Origin of the sequence: Streptomyces sp. NPDC048507 (genome assembly GCF_043199995.1) — a bacterium.
Classification (GTDB): Bacteria; Actinomycetota; Actinomycetes; order Streptomycetales; family Streptomycetaceae; genus Streptomyces.
In genome coordinates this window covers 104,231-119,871 of the sequence record NZ_JBICWZ010000017.1, presented here as the reverse complement: position 1 = coordinate 119,871, position 15,641 = coordinate 104,231, and the positions used below count along the sequence as shown (strand labels likewise).

Below are 15,641 nucleotides of genomic sequence, written 5' to 3'. Positions count from 1 at the left end.
CAGGCGGAGGACGAGATCGCGGGGATCGGGGCGGCGCTGGGCGCGGCGTTCGGTGGTGCGCTGGCGGTGACGACGACGTCGGGGCCGGGGGTGGCACTGAAGTCGGAGACGATCGGGCTGGCGGTGTCGCTGGAGCTGCCGCTGCTGATCGTGGACATCCAGCGCGGTGGCCCCTCCACGGGTCTGCCGACCAAGACCGAGCAGGCCGATCTCCTCCAGGCCATGTACGGGCGCAACGGCGAGGCCCCCGTCCCGATCGTCGCCCCCCGCACCGCCGCCGACTGCTTCGACGCCGCGATCGACGCGGCCCGCATCGCGCTCACCTACCGCACCCCGGTGTTCCTGCTCTCGGACGGCTACCTCGCCAACGGCTCCGAGCCCTGGCGGATCCCGGACGTGGCGGACCTGCCCGATCTGAAGGTGCAGTTCGCGACCGGCCCGAACCACACCCTGGCGGACGGCACCGAGGTGTTCTGGCCCTACAAGCGCGATCCGCAGACCCTGGCCAGGCCCTGGGCCGTGCCGGGCACCCCGGGCCTGGAGCACCGGATCGGCGGCATCGAGAAGCAGGACGGCACGGGCAACATCTCCTACGACCCCGCCAACCACGACCTCATGGTCCGCACCCGCCAGGCCAAGACCGACGGCATCGAGGTCCCCGACCTGGAGGTCGACGACGCCACCGGCGACGCCCGGACCCTCGTCCTGGGCTGGGGCTCCACCTACGGCCCCATCACCGCCGCCGTCCGCCGGCTGCGGCTCGCGGGGCACCCCATCGCGCAGGCCCACCTGCGCCACCTCAACCCCTTCCCGAGGAATCTCGAAGAGGTCCTGAAGCGTTACGACAAGGTAGTGGTGCCCGAGATGAACCTCGGACAGCTGGCCACCCTGATCCGGGCCAAGTACTTGGTCGACGCCCAGTCGTACACCCAGGTCAACGGAATGCCCTTCAAGGCGGAGCAGCTCGCGACGGTTCTCAAGGAGGCCATCAATGACTGAGGTGACCGACGCTCCCCATCACCTGCTGTCCCTCGTGCCCAAGGCCGAGGCGAAGCAGTCGATGAAGGACTTCAAGTCGGACCAGGAGGTGCGCTGGTGTCCGGGCTGCGGTGATTACGCCGTCCTCGCCGCCGTGCAGGGCTTCATGCCCGAGCTGGGCCTGGCCAAGGAGAACATCGTCTTCGTCTCCGGCATCGGCTGCTCCTCCCGCTTCCCCTACTACATGAACACCTACGGGATGCACTCCATCCACGGCCGGGCCCCCGCCATCGCCACCGGCCTCGCCACCTCCCGCCGCGACCTCTCCGTCTGGGTCGTCACCGGCGACGGAGACGCCCTCTCCATCGGCGGCAACCACCTCATCCACGCCCTCCGCCGCAACGTCAACCTCAAAATCCTCCTCTTCAACAACCGGATCTACGGCCTCACCAAAGGCCAGTACTCCCCCACCAGCGAAGTCGGCAAAATCACCAAGTCCACCCCCATGGGCTCCCTCGACGCCCCCTTCAACCCCGTCTCCCTCGCCCTCGGAGCCGAAGCCACCTTCGTCGCCCGCACCATCGACTCCGACCGCAAACACCTCACCGAGGTCCTGCGCGCCGCCGCCGACCACCAGGGCACCGCACTCGTCGAGATCTACCAGAACTGCAACATCTTCAACGACGGCGCCTTCGACGCCCTCAAAGACAAAGACCAGGCCCTCGAAGCCCTCATCCCCCTCCACCACGGCCACCCCATCCGCTTCGGCCCCGACCAGGCCAAGGGCGTCGTACGCGACCCCCGCACCGGAGACCTCGACGTGGTGGACGTGACCGCCCAGAACGAACACCAGATCCTGGTCCACGACGCCCACACCACCAGCCCCACCACCGCCTTCGCGCTCTCCCGCCTCGCGGACCCCGACACCCTCCACCACACCCCCATCGGCGTCTTCCGCGACACCACCCGCCCCGTCTACGACACCCTCATGGCCGACCAGCTCGACACCGCCATCGACCAGAAGGGCAAGGGCGACCTCGCCACCCTCCTCACCGGCAACGACACCTGGACCGTCACCGGCTGACGGTGGCCGCGCGCGCCGCAGGGCCGGGCCCGGATCCCGCTACGGGGTCCGGGCTCCGTCGTAGGCGAGGCGAGGCGACCTCAAGCACTTTCAAAAAGTTAGCGCTTTCTGTAGGGTGGTGTAATCACCGCACGGAAATCCCGCACAGGAGCGTGAACACCATGAGCATCGTCGTCACCGGAGCCACCGGATCCCTGGGCCGCCTCGTCGTCGAGGAGCTGCTGACGAAGGTTCCCGCCGACGCGCTGGCCGTCGTCGTGCGCGACGAGGAGAAGGCCGCCGACCTGAAGGCGCGCGGCGTCGAGGTGCGGGTCGCGGACTACGACGACCCGGCGGCGCTGGCCGGTGCCTTCCGGGCCGGCGACCGGGTCCTGCTGATCTCCGGCAGCGAGGTCGGCCGGCGCGTGCCCCAGCACACCGCCGTGATCAAGGCGGCGGAGGCGGCCGGGGTGGCCCAGCTGGCCTACACCGGGATCCTCGGCGGGCCCGAGGCCGACTTCGCGCTGGCCGCCGAGCACAAGGTCACCGAGCAGGCGGTGCTGGACTCCGGCCTGCCGTACACCTTCCTGCGCAACGGCTGGTACCACGAGAACTACACCGCCCAGCTGCCCGTGGTCCTGGAGCACGGGGCCGTCCTCGGCAGCGCGGGCGAGGGCCGCATCGCCTCGGCGGCGCGGGCGGACTACGCGGCGGCGGCCGCCGCCGTGCTGACCGGCGAGGGCCACCTGAACCGGGTCTACGAGCTCTCCGGCGACACCGCCTGGAGCCTGGCCGAGTACGCCGACGAGGTCGCCCGGCAGTCCGGCCGCGAGGTCGCGTACGCCGCGCTGCCCGCGTCGGAGCACCTGGCGGCGCTGACCGGCGCCGGGGTGCCGGAGGGCTTCGCGGAGGTCCTCGTCGACGTCGACGCGGCGATCTCGCGCGGCCGGCTGGCCGGGACCAGCGGGGACCTGGCGCGCCTGATCGGCCGCCCGACGACTCCGGTGGCCCGTGCCATCGCGGAGGCGCTGGCCTGAGTGTCATGAGTATCTCGCCGGAACGGGCATGACAGCGACTCCTCGCGGCGCTACCGTCGTGAGGTTGTGAGATTGGCCGGAAGTCGCACTGGAGGGCCCGTGAAGGCAGACAACGAGCAGCGCACGGGTCTGCTCTGCGGATTCGGCGCGTACGGGATGTGGGGGCTGGTCCCGCTCTTCTGGCCGCTCCTGAAGCCGTCCGGGGCGATCGAGATCCTGGCCCACCGCATGGTGTGGTCGCTGGCCGTGGTCGGGGTCGCGCTCCTCGCGCTGCGCCGCTGGCGCTGGATCGGCGAACTGCTGCGCCAGCCGCGCAAGCTCGCCCTCACCGCGCTCGCGGCGACCGTGATCAGCGTCAACTGGGGCCTGTACATCTGGGCGGTCAACAACGGGCAGGTCGTCGAGGCCAGCCTCGGCTACTTCATCAACCCGCTGGTCACCATCGCGCTCGGGGTGCTCGTGCTCGGCGAGCGGCTGCGGCGGGTGCAGTGGGCGGCCGTCGCCATCAGCCTCGCCGCGGTGGTGGTGCTGGCCGTCGGGCACGGGCGGCCGCCGTGGATCTCGCTGACGCTGGCCTTCTCCTTCGCCACCTACGGGCTGATCAAGAAGAAGCTCGGCATGGGCGGGCTGGAGTCGCTGACCGCCGAGACGGCGGTGCTGTTCCTGCCCGCCCTCGGCTACCTGCTGTGGCTGGGTGCGGAGGGCCGCTCGACCTTCGCCGCACAGGGGCTCGGGCACTCCGCGCTGCTCGCCTCGACGGGGCTGGTCACCGCGATCCCGCTGGTCTGCTTCGGGGCGGCCGCGATCCGGGTGCCGCTGTCCACGCTGGGGCTGCTCCAGTACCTGGCGCCGGTCTTCCAGTTCGGGCTCGGGGTGCTGTACTTCCACGAGGCGATGCCGCCGGAGCGCTGGGCCGGCTTCGCGCTGGTCTGGGTCGCGCTGGTGCTGCTGACCTGGGACGCGCTGCGCGGCGCCCGGCGTTCGCGGGTCCGGCTGGCCGAGGCGGCGGCCGCCGCGGCGGCGCCCGCCGGCCTCCCGGACGCGACCGCTGCGGGCGGCTCCGTCCCGCAGGGGGCGGCGGACGGCGCGGCGGACGGGGCGAGCGCCCGCGAACCCGCGTAACGCCTTCCCCTCCTCCCACCCGGTCCCCGGTACGAAACCCTCGTACCGGGGACCGTCCGTTTACCGAACTCCCCTGTCCGAATCGTGGTCTTGACGGGCAGTCATGCTCTCGCTGAACATCAGGCTCGCACTGGCGCACGATCGTTCACCTGCTCCATCCCCGCACGTTCCGTCTCATCCCCATACGGAATCCCGGAGCCCCCACATGAGCCTGTCCGTCTCCCGGCGCCTGGCCGCCGTGACCGCGCTCGCGGTCGCCGGTCTGCTGGCCGCCACCTCTCCCGCCGCGCTCGCCGCCCCGACGGCCCACGCCGCCGCGCCGACGCCGCCCGACATCCCGCTGGCCAACGTCAAGGCGCACCTGTCGCAGTTCTCGTCCATAGCCGCCGCCAACGGCGGCAACCGCGCGCACGGCCGGGCCGGCTACAAGGCCTCGATCGACTACGTGAAGGGCAAGCTGGACGCGGCGGGCTTCACCACCACGCTGCAGACCTTCACCTCCAGCGGCGCCACCGGCTACAACCTGATCGCGGACTGGCCGGGCGGTGATCCCAACTCGGTGCTGATGTCCGGCTCGCACCTGGACTCGGTGACCGCCGGCGCCGGCATCAACGACAACGGCTCCGGTTCGGCGGCCGTCCTGGAGACGGCGCTGGCCGTCTCGCGCGCGGGCCTCCAGCCCACCAAGCACCTGCGCTTCGGCTGGTGGGGCGCGGAGGAGCTGGGTCTGGTCGGCTCGAAGTACTACGTCAACAACCTGCCGGCCGCCGAGAAGGCGAAGATCTCCGGCTACCTGAACTTCGACATGATCGGCTCGCCGAACCCGGGCTACTTCGTCTACGACGACGACCCGACGATCGAGCAGACCTTCAAGAACTACTACGCGGGCCTCGGCATCCCCACGGAGATCGAGACCGAGGGCGACGGCCGCTCCGACCACGCGCCCTTCAAGAGCGCGGGCATCCCGGTCGGCGGCCTGTTCTCCGGCGCCGACTACACCAAGACGGCGGCGCAGGCCCAGAAGTGGGGCGGCACGTCCGGCCAGGCCTTCGACCGCTGCTACCACTCCTCCTGCGACACCACGGCGAACATCAACGACACCGCCCTGGACCGCAACGCCGACGCCATCGCGTACGCGGTCTGGAACCTGGGGGCGGCCACCCCGGTGCCGCCGGGCAAGTCCTTCGAGAACACCACGGACGTGAACATCCCGGACTCCCCCGCCGCCGCGGTGACCTCGCCGATCACGGTCTCCGGCGTGACGGGCAACGCCCCCGCCACCACCAAGGTCGACGTCAACATCGTCCACACCTACCGCGGTGACCTGGTGATCAACCTGATCGCCCCGGACGGGACCGCGTACCTGCTGAAGAACTCCAGCTCGGACTCGGCCGACAACGTGATCGCCACCTACACCGTCAACGCGTCGAGCGAGGTCGCGAACGGCGTCTGGAAGCTCCAGGTCAAGGACGTCGGCGCGCAGGACGTCGGCTACATCAACAGCTGGAAGATCACCTTCTAGCGGCGGTCCGCAGCCCGCCGGCTACGCGTCCTCGCCGTGGGACCTCAGCGAGGCGGGCAGCGGCTCCTGCATCCGGGCGCGGAGCTCCTCCGCGACCCCTCCGATGTCCACCCGGCCCAGCTTGGCGGCCTCGACCAGGTCGCCCAGCTCCTCCGGCGAGGGCAGCTGCTTGGCCCCGGCCACCCGCAGGTACGAGCGGGTGGCCGCGGCCGCGTAGAACTCGTTCATCGGGGATTCCAGCGCGGGGCACACGGCGAGGGTGTGCAGGAACGCGGCGGCCCGCCAGGCGGTGTCGGGGGCGGGCTGCTCGGGCACCAGCACCAGGTCGTTCTGGTGACGGGCGACGGCCGCGGCGACCCCGGAGGGGTCCCACACGGCGGGATCCGACGGCAGATGGTGGGCGAGGGCGGTCCAGGCCCACTCCATGGTGATCTTCAATTGCCGAACCGCTCCTGGAAGTAGCCCCAGTGGTCGGCGAACTCGTCGATCCCGGAGAGGAAGCTCTTCCGGTCCTCGTCGAGTTCGCGCTCGGTCACCTCGGTGATGAGCGCGGTGACCGTCGTCCCCAGCGCCGCCGCGCGCGCCTTGAGGCGTTCGTGGAACTCTTCGTCCAGGCGGATGGTGACGTGTCTCGACATGGGCAACACCGTACAGCGGCCGTGCTGTACGCAGGAGCGGAACGGGCCGGGGGTGGCCGGGGACACATTCCCCGGCCACCCCCGGCCACCCGCGGCCCCGACGGCGCTACTTGGCGGAGTCGGCCGTCTTCACGAGCTGGTCCTTGGTGACCGCGCCGACGTAGACCTTGCCGTCGTCGGTGATCAGCGCGTTGACGACGCGGGTGGAGAAGATCCGGCCCTGGCCGAACTTCCCGCTGACCTTGTCGCCGAGGGAGTCCATGAACTGCTTGGCCTCCTTCGGCGCGTTCTTGTCGTTCTGGAGGTCGCCGAGGTTCTTGCCGGCGCCCGTGTCGATGCGCGCGACCGTCGCCCAGCCCTCGCCGAAGACCTTCACGTCCCCCTTGCCGCCCGCTCCGGCGCCGGTCAGGGCGTCCAGGCCGGGGATGGACTCCAGGCCCTTGAAGTCCTTGCCGTGTTCCCCGCCCTTGCGGGCCCCGTCGGCGCCCTCGGTCACCTTGGCGCCCTTGGGCGGGGTGAAGGCGAAGGTGTCGGCGCCGGGCTTGGTGAAGGAGACCTGGCTGAAACCGGCCTCGGCGATCGGCTTGCCGCCCTGACTGGAGAGCACCTGGACGCGCAGCGGCACGCCGTTCTTGGCGTCGACGGCGATCTGGACGGATCCGATGGTGGAGCCGCTCTGCTTGGGCTTCAGGACGAGCTGGTAGGCGTCGCGGCCGGCGACCTGGGCGGTGTCGCCCACGCCGATGTCGGTGGTCGGCCCGGCCTCCTTGAGGAGGTCCTGGGCGAGCTGCTGCGGGGAGGCCCCGAGCCGGTCGGCGGTCTTCTTGTCGTCCGCGCCCCGGCCGGCGTCCTTGCCGTCGGCCTTCTCGTGGAAGGCCTCGTTGGACTTGGAGTCGTAGCCCCAGACGTCGGTGCCGTTGTGGACGAGGGTGTACTCGTCCCGGCCGTCCAGGAAGGTCAGCTTCTGGCGGTCCGGGCCGTCGGCCGCGACGCGGAAGGTGTGCGTGCCGTTGGCGAGCTGCGCCACCTTGTCCTGCGGGTCGGCCGAGCCGCCCGCGATGCCGCCGCCGCCCAGCAGGCCGGAGGCGAGGGTGGGCAGACCGAGGTCGGTGCTGAGCTTCGCCGTGCCGGTCAGCTGCTGGACGTCGGAGGCCGCCACCTTCTCGATCAGCTGCTGCGCCGTCACCTTGGGCAGGTCCGGGCCGCCCGCGTTGGCGAAGGCCGGGACCATCGCCACGCTCGCCGCGGCGACGCCCGCCACCGCTACCGGTACGGCGTACCGGGCGGCCTTGCGAGAGGTCTTCGTGTTCGCTGCCATGTCAGTGCCCTGCCCTCTGTGTCTACGGCGGTGACCCCCGCGTCACCGCGCTCACCCGATCCGGTGGGGTTCGATGACTCCATATGACCAAATCGGCGGCTCCGGGGCGTCAGCCCCGGGGGCCAACCGCGCGTACGACCGTGGGATGACACGCGCCGGGCCCCCCGCCCCCGACCCGTAGGGGTCGCCGGGGGCGCGGGGGCCCGTTCCGCGGTGCGCGCCGGCGCTCAGCCGGCGCGGTGGACCACCGCGTCGCACAGTTCCTCCAGGGCCGCCTTCGCGAAGCACTCCGGCAGGGGGGCGAGCGTGGCGCGCGCCTCCTCGGCGTAGCGGATGGTGTCGCGGCGGGCCTGCTCCAGGGCGGGGTGCACCCGCAGCCGGGCCAGGACCTCGGCGTGCAGGGCGTCGTCCGTCAGGTCCCCGTCGAGCAGGCGTACGAGTTCCAGGTCCTCCGGAAGGCCCTCGCGCGCGGCCCGCTCGCGCAGCAGCAGCACGGGCAGGGTCGGGATGCCCTCGCGCAGGTCGGTGCCGGGGGTCTTGCCGGACTCGTGCGAGTCGGAGGCGATGTCGAGGACGTCGTCGGCGAGCTGGAAGGCGGTGCCGAGGCGCTCGCCGTACTGGGTCAGGATGTCGACGACGGACTCGTCGGCGCCGGACATCAGCGCGCCGAAGCGGCCGGAGACCGCGATCAGCGAGCCGGTCTTGCCCGCGATGACGTCGAGGTAGTGGGCGACCGGGTCGCGGCCGTCGCGCGGGCCGGCGGTCTCCAGGATCTGGCCGGTCACCAGCCGCTCGAAGGCCTCGGCCTGGATGCGGACGGCCTCGGGTCCGAGGTCGGCCAGGATGTGCGAGGCGCGGGCGAAGAGGAAGTCACCCGTCAGGACGGCCACGGAGTTGCCCCAGCGGGCGTTCGCGCTCTCCACGCCGCGGCGCACGTCCGCCTCGTCCATGACGTCGTCGTGGTAGAGGGTGGCGAGGTGCGTGAGCTCCACGACCACCGCGGAAGGGACGATCCCGGGGGCGTAGGGGTCGCCGAAGCGGGAGGCGAGCATCACCAGCAGGGGCCGGAAGCGCTTGCCTCCGGCGCGCACGAGGTGCTGCGCCGCCTCGGTGATGAAGGGGACTTCGCTCTTGGTGGCTTCCAGCAGACCCGCCTCGACGGCGGCCAGTCCGGCCTGGACATCGGTTTCAAGAGCCTGGTCCCGCACGCTCAGTCCGAACGGCCCGACGACGGTCACGAGGGGTACTCCTGTCTGCTGACGATCACGCTGACGATCACCTGGATTGTCGATGTGTCGCTGCCATCACTCAAGCCAGCGTATCCGGTCCGTTTTCGATCACCCAGAGCGCCTGCCCGGTCGCCACGCGCGCATCGCCCGATGCGCACCGGTATGTTCAGAGGAAGCCGAAACAACCGGAGAATGTGTTTTGTCCAGATCTGCGACCGACATAGACGAGCCCGGGGACCCCGAGGCGGACCAGCCGCCCCCCGGAGACGACCACGCCTTCCTCGGGCACCCGAGGGGGCTGGCCACGCTCTCCGGGCTGGAGGTCTGGGAGCGGTTCTCCTTCCTGGGCATGCAGGCCATCCTCGTCCTCTACTTCGCCGACACGGTCGCACACGGCGGCCTGGGGATGGATCCCGCCACCGCCGCGTCCGTCTCGGCCGCGTACGGGACCATGGTCTACCTCGTCTCCGTGGCCGGCGGGTGGCTCGCCGACCGCATCCTCGGTTCCTACCGCGCCGTGCTCACCGGCGGCATCCTGATCGCCTGCGGGCACTACGCCATGGCCGTGCCCACGGGCGTCATGACCTGGGTGGGCCTCGGCCTGATCAGCGCGGGCACCGGCCTGCTCAAGCCCAACGTGGCCAGCATGGTCGGCAAGCTGTACCGGACGGACGACCAGCGCCGCGACGCCGGCTTCGCCCTCTACTACATGGGCATCAACATCGGCGCCTTCGCCGGCCCGCTCATCACCGCCTGGCTGGGCGAGCACGAGGGCTGGCACTGGGGCTTCTCCGCCGCCGCCATCGGCATGACCTTCGGGCTGGTCCAGTACGTCCTGGGCCGCCGCCATCTGGCCGGACGCAAACACTCGGCCGAGTACGCGCTGGCCCCCGACGCGATGCGCCGCGCGGTGTGGTGGATCGTCGGCGGCCTGCTCGCGTTCGCCGTCATCGCCACCCTGCTGTCGGTCGTCGGCTGGTTGACGATGGGCCGGTTCGTCGACGTCCTGACCCTGGTCTCGGTGATCGCGCCGGTCGTGTACTTCGCGGTCATGTTCCGCAGCCCGCGCGTCACCCGCGAGGAACGCACCCGGCTGCGCCCGTACGTGGTCCTCTTCCTGGCCTCCGTCGCCTTCAACTTCATCCTCTTCCAGGCCTACTCGACGATGATGCTGCTGGCCTCGACCAACGCCCGGACCGAGATCCTCGGCTTCCACTTCCCGGCCGGCTGGTACGCCTCCGCCCTCGGCGCCTTCGAGGTGGCCCTCGCCCCGGTGGTGGCCGCGCTCTGGTCGCGGATGGGCCCCCGCCAGCCGCACGCCTCCAACAAGATCGCCATCGGGGTGATCCTGGGCGGCCTGTCGTTCCTGCTGATGGTGATCCCCACCTCCGGCCACGCCGGGGACGCGTACAAGATGGCCGCCTGGTGGATCGTCGGCTCGTACCTGCTGCTGGGGCTCGGCGACGTCCTGCTGGAGACCTCCGGCATGTCCGCCACCACGAAACTCGCCCCCAAGGCCTACGCGAGCCAGACGATGGCCCTGTGGTTCCTCTCGCTGGCCCTCGCCAACGGCATCCAGGCCCAGGTCGTCAAGGTCTACGGCCACGTCTCCAACCCCGCCTACTTCGGCGTCAACGGCGCCATCGCGGTCGCGGTCGGCCTCGCCGTGATCGCCATGGCGCCCTGGCTGCGCCGCACCATGCATCCCGTCCACTGAGGGGCCCGGTGAACCGACTCCGATGATCATCCGTACCGACTTCCCGTACGCGGCCGCCCACGAGGACGTCCGGATCCCGATGCCCGACGGCGTCGAGCTGTACGCCCGGATCTGGCGCCCGGTGACCGGCGGGCCCGTCCCGGCCCTGCTGGAGTACCTCCCGTACCGGCTGACCGACTGGACGGCCCCGCGCGACGCCCAGCGCCACCCCTGGTACGCGGGCCACGGCTACGCCTCCGTACGCGTCGACGTGCGCGGCCACGGCAACAGCGGCGGCCTGCCCGGCGACGAGTACGACGCCCGGGAGCTGGCCGACGGGGTCGCGGTCGTGGAGTGGCTCGCGGCCCAGCCCTGGTGCACCGGCGCGGTCGGCATGTTCGGCATCTCCTGGGGCGGCTTCAACAGCCTCCAGATCGCCGCGCTGGCCCCCGAGGCCCTCAAGGCCGTCGTCACCGTCTGCTCCACCGACGACCGCTACGACAACGACGTGCACTACATGGGCGGCTCCGTGCTCGCCGTGGACATGCACGCCTGGGCCGCCACCATGCTGGCCTTCGCCTGCCGCCCGCCCGACCCCCACTACGCCGGGGACGGCTGGCGCGCGCAGTGGCTGGAGCGGCTGGAGGGCGTGGAACCCCTGATCCACACCTGGCTCGCGCACCAGACCCGCGACGACTACTGGCGCCACGGCAGCGTCTGCGAGGACTACGGGGCGGTGCGGGCGGCCGTCCTCGCGGTGGGCGGCTGGCACGACCCCTACCGGGACACGGTGCTGCGGCTGGTCTCCGCGCTGCCCGCGAACCGGGTCCGGGGGCTGATCGGCCCCTGGTCGCACCAGTACCCCGACCGGGGGCTGCCGCCGGGCCCGGCCATCGGCTTCCTCCAGGAGACCCTGCGCTGGTGGGACCACTGGCTCAAGGGCGAGGACAACGGCGTCATGGAGGAGCCGCTGCTGCGCTCCTGGATCAGCGAGTCGCACCCCCCGGCGACCGTGTACGAGCGTCTGGAGGGCCGCTGGGTCGGCGACCGGGCCTGGCCCTCCCCCACGGTCGTCCCGGTCTCCTACGGGCTCCAGGGCCCCCCGGTGGTGGTCGCCTCGCCGCAGCACACCGGGCTGGACGCGGGCCGCTTCTTCCCCTTCGGCAACGACGCCGACCTGCCGCCGGACCAGCGCGAGGAGGACGCGAAGTCGGCGTGCTTCGAGTTCCCGGTGGCCCCGGACGAGCCGGTGGAGATCCTGGGCCGCCCCTCGGTGACCCTGCGGCTGCGGATGGACGTCCCGTACGGGCAGGTCGTGGCCCGGCTGTGCGACATCGCCCCCGACGGGTCCTCGACCCTGGTCACCCGGGGCGCGCTGAACCTCTCGGCGCGCCGGGGGCGCGAGCGGGCGCTCCCGTGGACGCCCGGCGCGCAGGAGGACGTCACCTTCGCGCTGAACGGCATCGGCCACACCTTTCCGCCGGGTCACCGGATCCGCCTCGCGTTGTCGTCGGCGTACTGGCCGTGGATCTGGCCGCGGGCCGGCTCGGAGGCGGGCTGGACCGTGGACCCGGAGGGCAGCACGCTGGAGCTCCCCGTCCGGGCGGCGTCGCCCTCGACGGACGACGGGATCGTCTTCGAGGCGCCCGAGCAGGCGGAGCCGCTGGCGGTGGTCTACCCGGACACGCTGGACGGGCCGCGCCCGGAGCGGCTGGTCGTACGGGACGTGGCGCGCGGCTCCTGGCGCCTGGAGGTCGACCCCCGCTACGGGGGCACCCGCGTGTACCCGGACGGGCTGGAGTTCTCCGAGGACGCGGCGGAGGTCTACGAGATCGAGGACGGCGACGCCCTGTCGGCCCGGACCCGCAGCGACTGGCGGATCCGGCTGCACCGGCCGCAGGAGGGCTGGGACGCCCGGGTGGAGACCCGCTCGGAGATCTCCTGCGACGAGGGCGGCTTCCTGACGTCCAACGAGGTGGTGTGCCGGGAGGGCGACGAGGTCGTCTTCCACCGCACCTGGGAACGCCGCCTCCCCCGCACGGCCGGCTAGCCGCGCGGGGGGCGGGGGGCTCAGACGGCCTTGAGGCCGTCCACGAACGCGGCGAACGCGGCGGCGGACACGTCCACCACCGGCCCGTCCGCGCACTTGGAGTCCCGGACGGGTACGAGGCCGCGCGCGGCGACGAGGTTGGTGGCCACCTCGACGCACGCGCCGCCGTTGTCGCTGTAGGAGGACGTGAACCAGCGGGGGGATTCGGTCGTCACGGGGTTTCCCTTCCGGAGGATCAGACGGCCTTGACGCCGTCCACGAACGCCGCGAACGCGGCGGCGGTGAAGCCGAGCACGGGGCTGTCGTCCCGCTTGGAGTCCCGGACGGGGACGACACCGCGCGAGGCGACGAGGTTGGTGGCGACCTCGACGCACTGGCCGCCGTTTTCGCTGTAGGAGGACGTGAACCAGCGGGGGGATTCGGTCGTCACGACGTGCCCTTTCTAAGCTGCTCGATCATGGCCACTGAAGTCGCCTGGGTATGCGCTTCGGCCTGGAGCTGATGGTAGGCCGTCAGCATGGGCACTACAGAGTTGTTCTCCCGCTCCAGATGGCCCCGTTGGGCGGATTCCGCGTAGGACATGATCGAGCGGTCTTGCAGCGTGAGCACGGTAAACGGCAGGCTGAGCGGACGCCGCTCCCCCATGGTGAACGGAGCGATCTGAAGCACCGTGTTCGGCAGCTCGGCGAATTCCAGCAGCCGCGTGAACTGGTCCCGCATGACGTCGGGTCCGCCGATGGGTCGACGCAGGCAGCTCTCGTCGAGGACCGCGAAGACCACGGGAGGCGGCGTGCGCCGCAGCGAGGCTTGCCTCCCCGCGATGACGGCGATCCGTTCGCCCGCCTGATCCGCTGTGATGGCCCCGCGCTTCACGGTGCTCTCGGTGACGACCGTCGCGTACTCCGGCGTCTGGAGCAGGCCCGGTATGACGCCGACCTCGTACAGCCGGATCTCCGCCGCCCGGCTCTCGTAGCCGAGGAACTCCGGGAAGCCCTCCAGCAGGACGCCGTGCCGGATCTCGCGCCACTGGCGTTCGAACGTGTCCTCGGTTCCGGCGAGGCCGAAGACCGCGTCCGCACTGGTCGAGAAACGCAGAGTCGAAATCTTGCGGCCGGTTTCCACGGCCGAGATGTGCGTGGCGGAGAACCCCATCCGCCCCCCGAGCTGCTCCTGCGTCCAGCGGCGCTCCTCGCGCGAGCGGCGCAAACGCGCCCCGTAGGCGGCCTCGGGGCCGGCCTCGGGGTTCAACTCCTTACGGTTCACAGGCTCGTGACCAATCTTCCGTTCGTTCCTGGCAAGTTGAACCATTCCCCCGGGCGGGCCAGTCTGAACGCACCTGGTAGCGATGCAGCTACGGAGAGGAACCGCCATGTGTGGAATGCCCCTTCCCCCGCCCCCCGTCCCCGGAACCTTCGTCGTGGACACCGGCCGCGCGGACCGCGTCGGGGAGTTCCGGGGACTCGCCGGTCCGTACTGGTCGCTGCGGCCCGTGCGCGGGGGGCCCGAGTGGGAGGCGGAGCCGGCCGCGGTGCGGCTCGCCGACCCCATGGAGCGGCTGCGCGCCGAGACCGCCCGGCGCAACGCCCGCAGCACGGAGGGGCTGCTGTGAGGGACGGCCGCGGGGACGCGTGGGCGGCGGTCGCCGTGACGCTGGGCGCCGCCGCCTGGATCTGCTGCGTGGCCTGGGTCGTCGCGCGGGGGTGGCTCGCGTGAGGGAGGCGTGCGGGGCGCGCGGCCTGCTGTCGGCCGCCCACCTCGACGCCCTCGCCGAGCTGCTCTGCGGGAACGCCCGCGTCCTGCGGGCCGTCCTCGCGGACGGCCCCGAACTGCGGTGCGTGCTCGAAAGCCACGCCGGGCCGCACATGGACCTGGTCCACGACTCCGGCTCGGGCCGGGCCCTGTGGGCCCAGTGGGCCGGGCCGGACGCGGGCTGGCCGGAAACCGTCCTCACGCTCCCCGACTGTCCGGCCGCCACCCGGCGCGGCCCGGTCTGCTGGTCGTACCTGTCCCACCCGGGCGCGCACACCTGGGAGCTGACCCCGCTGTGGGCCACCGGGATGAGCCCGGCCCCGCCTCAGGCGTAGAGCCGCTCCAGCACCACCGCGACGCCGTCGGCCTCGTTCGAGAGGGTCACCTCGTCCGCGACGGCCAGCAGCTCCCGGTGCGCGTTGGCCATGGCCACCCCGTGGGCCGCCCAGGCGAACATCGGGACGTCGTTCGGCATGTCGCCGAAGGCGACCGCCCGGGCCGCCGCCAGCTCCAGGACCTCCGCCGCCCGGGCCAGCCCGAGGGCCTTGTCGACGCCCGGGGGCTGGAGCTCGACGGTGTGTTCCCCGGCCATGGTGACGTTCACCAGGTCCCCGGCCACCGCCCGCGCGACCCGGGTCAGCTCGTCGTCGCCCAGCCGCGGGTGCTGGAGCAGCACCTTGATGATCGGCTCCGCCCAGAGGTCGTCCCGGCGCCGCACCCGGACCATGGGCAGGTGGGGGTGCCAGACGCGGTAACCGGGGCCCATGAGGGTCTCCCCGTACAGCCCCTCCTGGTTGACGGCGGCGTAGACCTCGCCGATCTCCGCCTCGATCTTGCCGAGGGCGACCTCCGCCAGCTCGCGGTCCATGGAGACGGAGTGCAGCAGGGCGCCGCGCGCCGTGTCGTAGAGCTGTGCGCCCTGCCCGCACACCGCCAGCCCCGCGTAGCCGAGCCCGTCCAGGACGTGCCGGACCTGGGGAACGGGGCGGCCGGTGACGACGATGTGGTGGGCGCCCGCCGCGCGCGCCCTCGCGAGCGCCGCGTACGAGCGGGCGGAGACGGTGTCTCCGGCGCACAGCAGAGTCCCGTCCAGGTCGGTGGCGATCAGGGCGGGGGGGAGGGCGGAAGTCACGGCGCCAAGGATACGGACCCCTGCGGACAAGTCCTACAAATAGCGCAGGAATCCGGCCTCCCACAGACCCCACCAGCCACGTAACGTGTCAACCAGCCCCCGGGACA

16 protein-coding genes and 1 pseudogene are annotated in these 15,641 nt (G+C 71.8%); 9 read left to right on the top strand and 8 right to left on the bottom strand.

The features are described from left to right. The 5 genes and pseudogenes from ACGFXC_RS31955 to ACGFXC_RS31935 form a co-directional block, all read left to right on the top strand. A pseudogene (locus ACGFXC_RS31955) lies at nt 1–999 on the top strand (2-oxoglutarate ferredoxin oxidoreductase subunit alpha); the annotation flags it as partial. Beyond that, a complete protein-coding gene (locus ACGFXC_RS31950; protein ID WP_393718370.1) occupies nt 992–2,062 on the top strand; it encodes a 2-oxoacid:ferredoxin oxidoreductase subunit beta in 1,071 nt (356 codons plus the stop codon). The pseudogene ACGFXC_RS31955 and the gene ACGFXC_RS31950, both read left to right, overlap by 8 nt. Before the next feature lie 161 nt (nt 2,063–2,223). Then, nucleotides 2,224–3,078 carry an SDR family oxidoreductase gene (locus ACGFXC_RS31945; protein ID WP_393718369.1) on the top strand — a complete coding sequence of 285 codons (855 nt, stop codon included), beginning with the start codon at nt 2,224–2,226 and terminating at the stop codon, nt 3,076–3,078. A gap of 99 nt (nt 3,079–3,177) precedes the next feature. Further along, a complete protein-coding gene (gene rarD, locus ACGFXC_RS31940) occupies nt 3,178–4,200 on the top strand; it encodes an EamA family transporter RarD (protein WP_393718368.1) in 1,023 nt (340 codons plus the stop codon). A gap of 205 nt (nt 4,201–4,405) precedes the next feature. Next, nucleotides 4,406–5,722 (top strand): M28 family metallopeptidase, encoded by a 1,317-nt coding sequence (locus tag ACGFXC_RS31935; RefSeq protein WP_393718367.1) that lies wholly within the window; start codon nt 4,406–4,408, stop codon nt 5,720–5,722. Between the two features lie 21 nt (nt 5,723–5,743). On the opposite strand, the gene ACGFXC_RS31930 is transcribed toward ACGFXC_RS31935, so the two are convergent. The 4 genes from ACGFXC_RS31930 to ACGFXC_RS31915 form a co-directional block, all read right to left on the bottom strand. Then, nucleotides 5,744–6,160, bottom strand: coding sequence for a hypothetical protein (locus ACGFXC_RS31930; protein ID WP_393718366.1), 417 nt, complete (start codon nt 6,158–6,160; stop codon nt 5,744–5,746). Further along, entirely contained in the window at nt 6,157–6,360 is a 204-nt protein-coding gene (locus ACGFXC_RS31925; protein WP_251050317.1) for a hypothetical protein, read from the bottom strand. The genes ACGFXC_RS31930 and ACGFXC_RS31925 overlap by 4 nt, the downstream gene beginning before the upstream one ends. Before the next feature lie 106 nt (nt 6,361–6,466). Beyond that, the gene (locus tag ACGFXC_RS31920; protein ID WP_393718365.1) at nt 6,467–7,678 is read right to left on the bottom strand and encodes an outer membrane lipoprotein carrier protein LolA; all 1,212 of its coding nucleotides are present in this window, start codon (nt 7,676–7,678) and stop codon (nt 6,467–6,469) included. 227 nt (nt 7,679–7,905) lie between these two features. Then, the gene (locus tag ACGFXC_RS31915; RefSeq protein WP_393718364.1) at nt 7,906–8,916 is read right to left on the bottom strand and encodes a polyprenyl synthetase family protein; all 1,011 of its coding nucleotides are present in this window, start codon (nt 8,914–8,916) and stop codon (nt 7,906–7,908) included. Nucleotides 8,917–9,106: 190 nt separating this feature from the next. Between ACGFXC_RS31915 and ACGFXC_RS31910 the strand changes: the two genes are divergently transcribed. Further along, on the top strand, nt 9,107–10,624 hold the full coding sequence (locus ACGFXC_RS31910) for a peptide MFS transporter (RefSeq protein WP_393718363.1): 1,518 nt from the start codon (nt 9,107–9,109) through the stop codon (nt 10,622–10,624). A 22-nt stretch (nt 10,625–10,646) separates the two neighbouring features. Then, on the top strand, nt 10,647–12,653 hold the full coding sequence (locus ACGFXC_RS31905; protein WP_393718362.1) for a CocE/NonD family hydrolase: 2,007 nt from the start codon (nt 10,647–10,649) through the stop codon (nt 12,651–12,653). A gap of 20 nt (nt 12,654–12,673) precedes the next feature. On the opposite strand, the gene ACGFXC_RS31900 is transcribed toward ACGFXC_RS31905, so the two are convergent. The 3 genes from ACGFXC_RS31900 to ACGFXC_RS31890 are packed head-to-tail and all read right to left on the bottom strand — an operon-like array spanning nt 12,674 to nt 13,916. Then, complete coding sequence (locus tag ACGFXC_RS31900) at nt 12,674–12,868, bottom strand: DUF397 domain-containing protein (RefSeq protein ID WP_393718361.1); 195 nt, start codon at nt 12,866–12,868, stop codon at nt 12,674–12,676. A gap of 20 nt (nt 12,869–12,888) precedes the next feature. Further along, nucleotides 12,889–13,083 carry a DUF397 domain-containing protein gene (locus ACGFXC_RS31895; RefSeq protein WP_393718360.1) on the bottom strand — a complete coding sequence of 65 codons (195 nt, stop codon included), beginning with the start codon at nt 13,081–13,083 and terminating at the stop codon, nt 12,889–12,891. Continuing rightward, nucleotides 13,080–13,916 carry a Scr1 family TA system antitoxin-like transcriptional regulator gene (locus tag ACGFXC_RS31890; RefSeq protein ID WP_393718359.1) on the bottom strand — a complete coding sequence of 279 codons (837 nt, stop codon included), beginning with the start codon at nt 13,914–13,916 and terminating at the stop codon, nt 13,080–13,082. Before ACGFXC_RS31890 ends, ACGFXC_RS31895 begins: the two co-directional genes overlap by 4 nt. A 115-nt stretch (nt 13,917–14,031) precedes the next feature. On the opposite strand from ACGFXC_RS31890, the gene ACGFXC_RS31885 reads away from it, so the two are divergent. Together ACGFXC_RS31885 and ACGFXC_RS31880 are read left to right on the top strand one after the other, a co-directional pair. Further along, nucleotides 14,032–14,262 carry a hypothetical protein gene (locus ACGFXC_RS31885; protein ID WP_393718358.1) on the top strand — a complete coding sequence of 77 codons (231 nt, stop codon included), beginning with the start codon at nt 14,032–14,034 and terminating at the stop codon, nt 14,260–14,262. A 100-nt stretch (nt 14,263–14,362) separates the two neighbouring features. Further along, nucleotides 14,363–14,737 (top strand): hypothetical protein, encoded by a 375-nt coding sequence (locus ACGFXC_RS31880; RefSeq protein WP_393718357.1) that lies wholly within the window; start codon nt 14,363–14,365, stop codon nt 14,735–14,737. Here the strand turns inward: ACGFXC_RS31880 and ACGFXC_RS31875 are convergent. Further along, nucleotides 14,728–15,534 (bottom strand): HAD family hydrolase, encoded by an 807-nt coding sequence (locus tag ACGFXC_RS31875; RefSeq protein WP_393718356.1) that lies wholly within the window; start codon nt 15,532–15,534, stop codon nt 14,728–14,730. The genes ACGFXC_RS31880 and ACGFXC_RS31875 overlap by 10 nt on opposite strands. Between the last annotated feature and the right edge of the window lie 107 nt (nt 15,535–15,641).

What these genes read in the sequence shown, in the direction of transcription:
- ACGFXC_RS31935 (WP_393718367.1), top strand. Translation starts at nt 4,406, where the DNA reads ATGAGCCTGTCCGTCTCCCGGCGCCTGGCCGCCGTGACCGCGCTCGCG.
- ACGFXC_RS31950 (WP_393718370.1), top strand. Translation starts at nt 992, where the DNA reads ATGACTGAGGTGACCGACGCTCCCCATCACCTGCTGTCCCTCGTGCCC.
- ACGFXC_RS31925 (WP_251050317.1), bottom strand. Translation starts at nt 6,360, where the DNA reads ATGTCGAGACACGTCACCATCCGCCTGGACGAAGAGTTCCACGAACGC.
- ACGFXC_RS31885 (WP_393718358.1), top strand. Translation starts at nt 14,032, where the DNA reads ATGCCCCTTCCCCCGCCCCCCGTCCCCGGAACCTTCGTCGTGGACACC.
- ACGFXC_RS31945 (WP_393718369.1), top strand. Translation starts at nt 2,224, where the DNA reads ATGAGCATCGTCGTCACCGGAGCCACCGGATCCCTGGGCCGCCTCGTC.
- ACGFXC_RS31905 (WP_393718362.1), top strand. Translation starts at nt 10,647, where the DNA reads ATGATCATCCGTACCGACTTCCCGTACGCGGCCGCCCACGAGGACGTC.
- ACGFXC_RS31920 (WP_393718365.1), bottom strand. Translation starts at nt 7,678, where the DNA reads ATGGCAGCGAACACGAAGACCTCTCGCAAGGCCGCCCGGTACGCCGTA.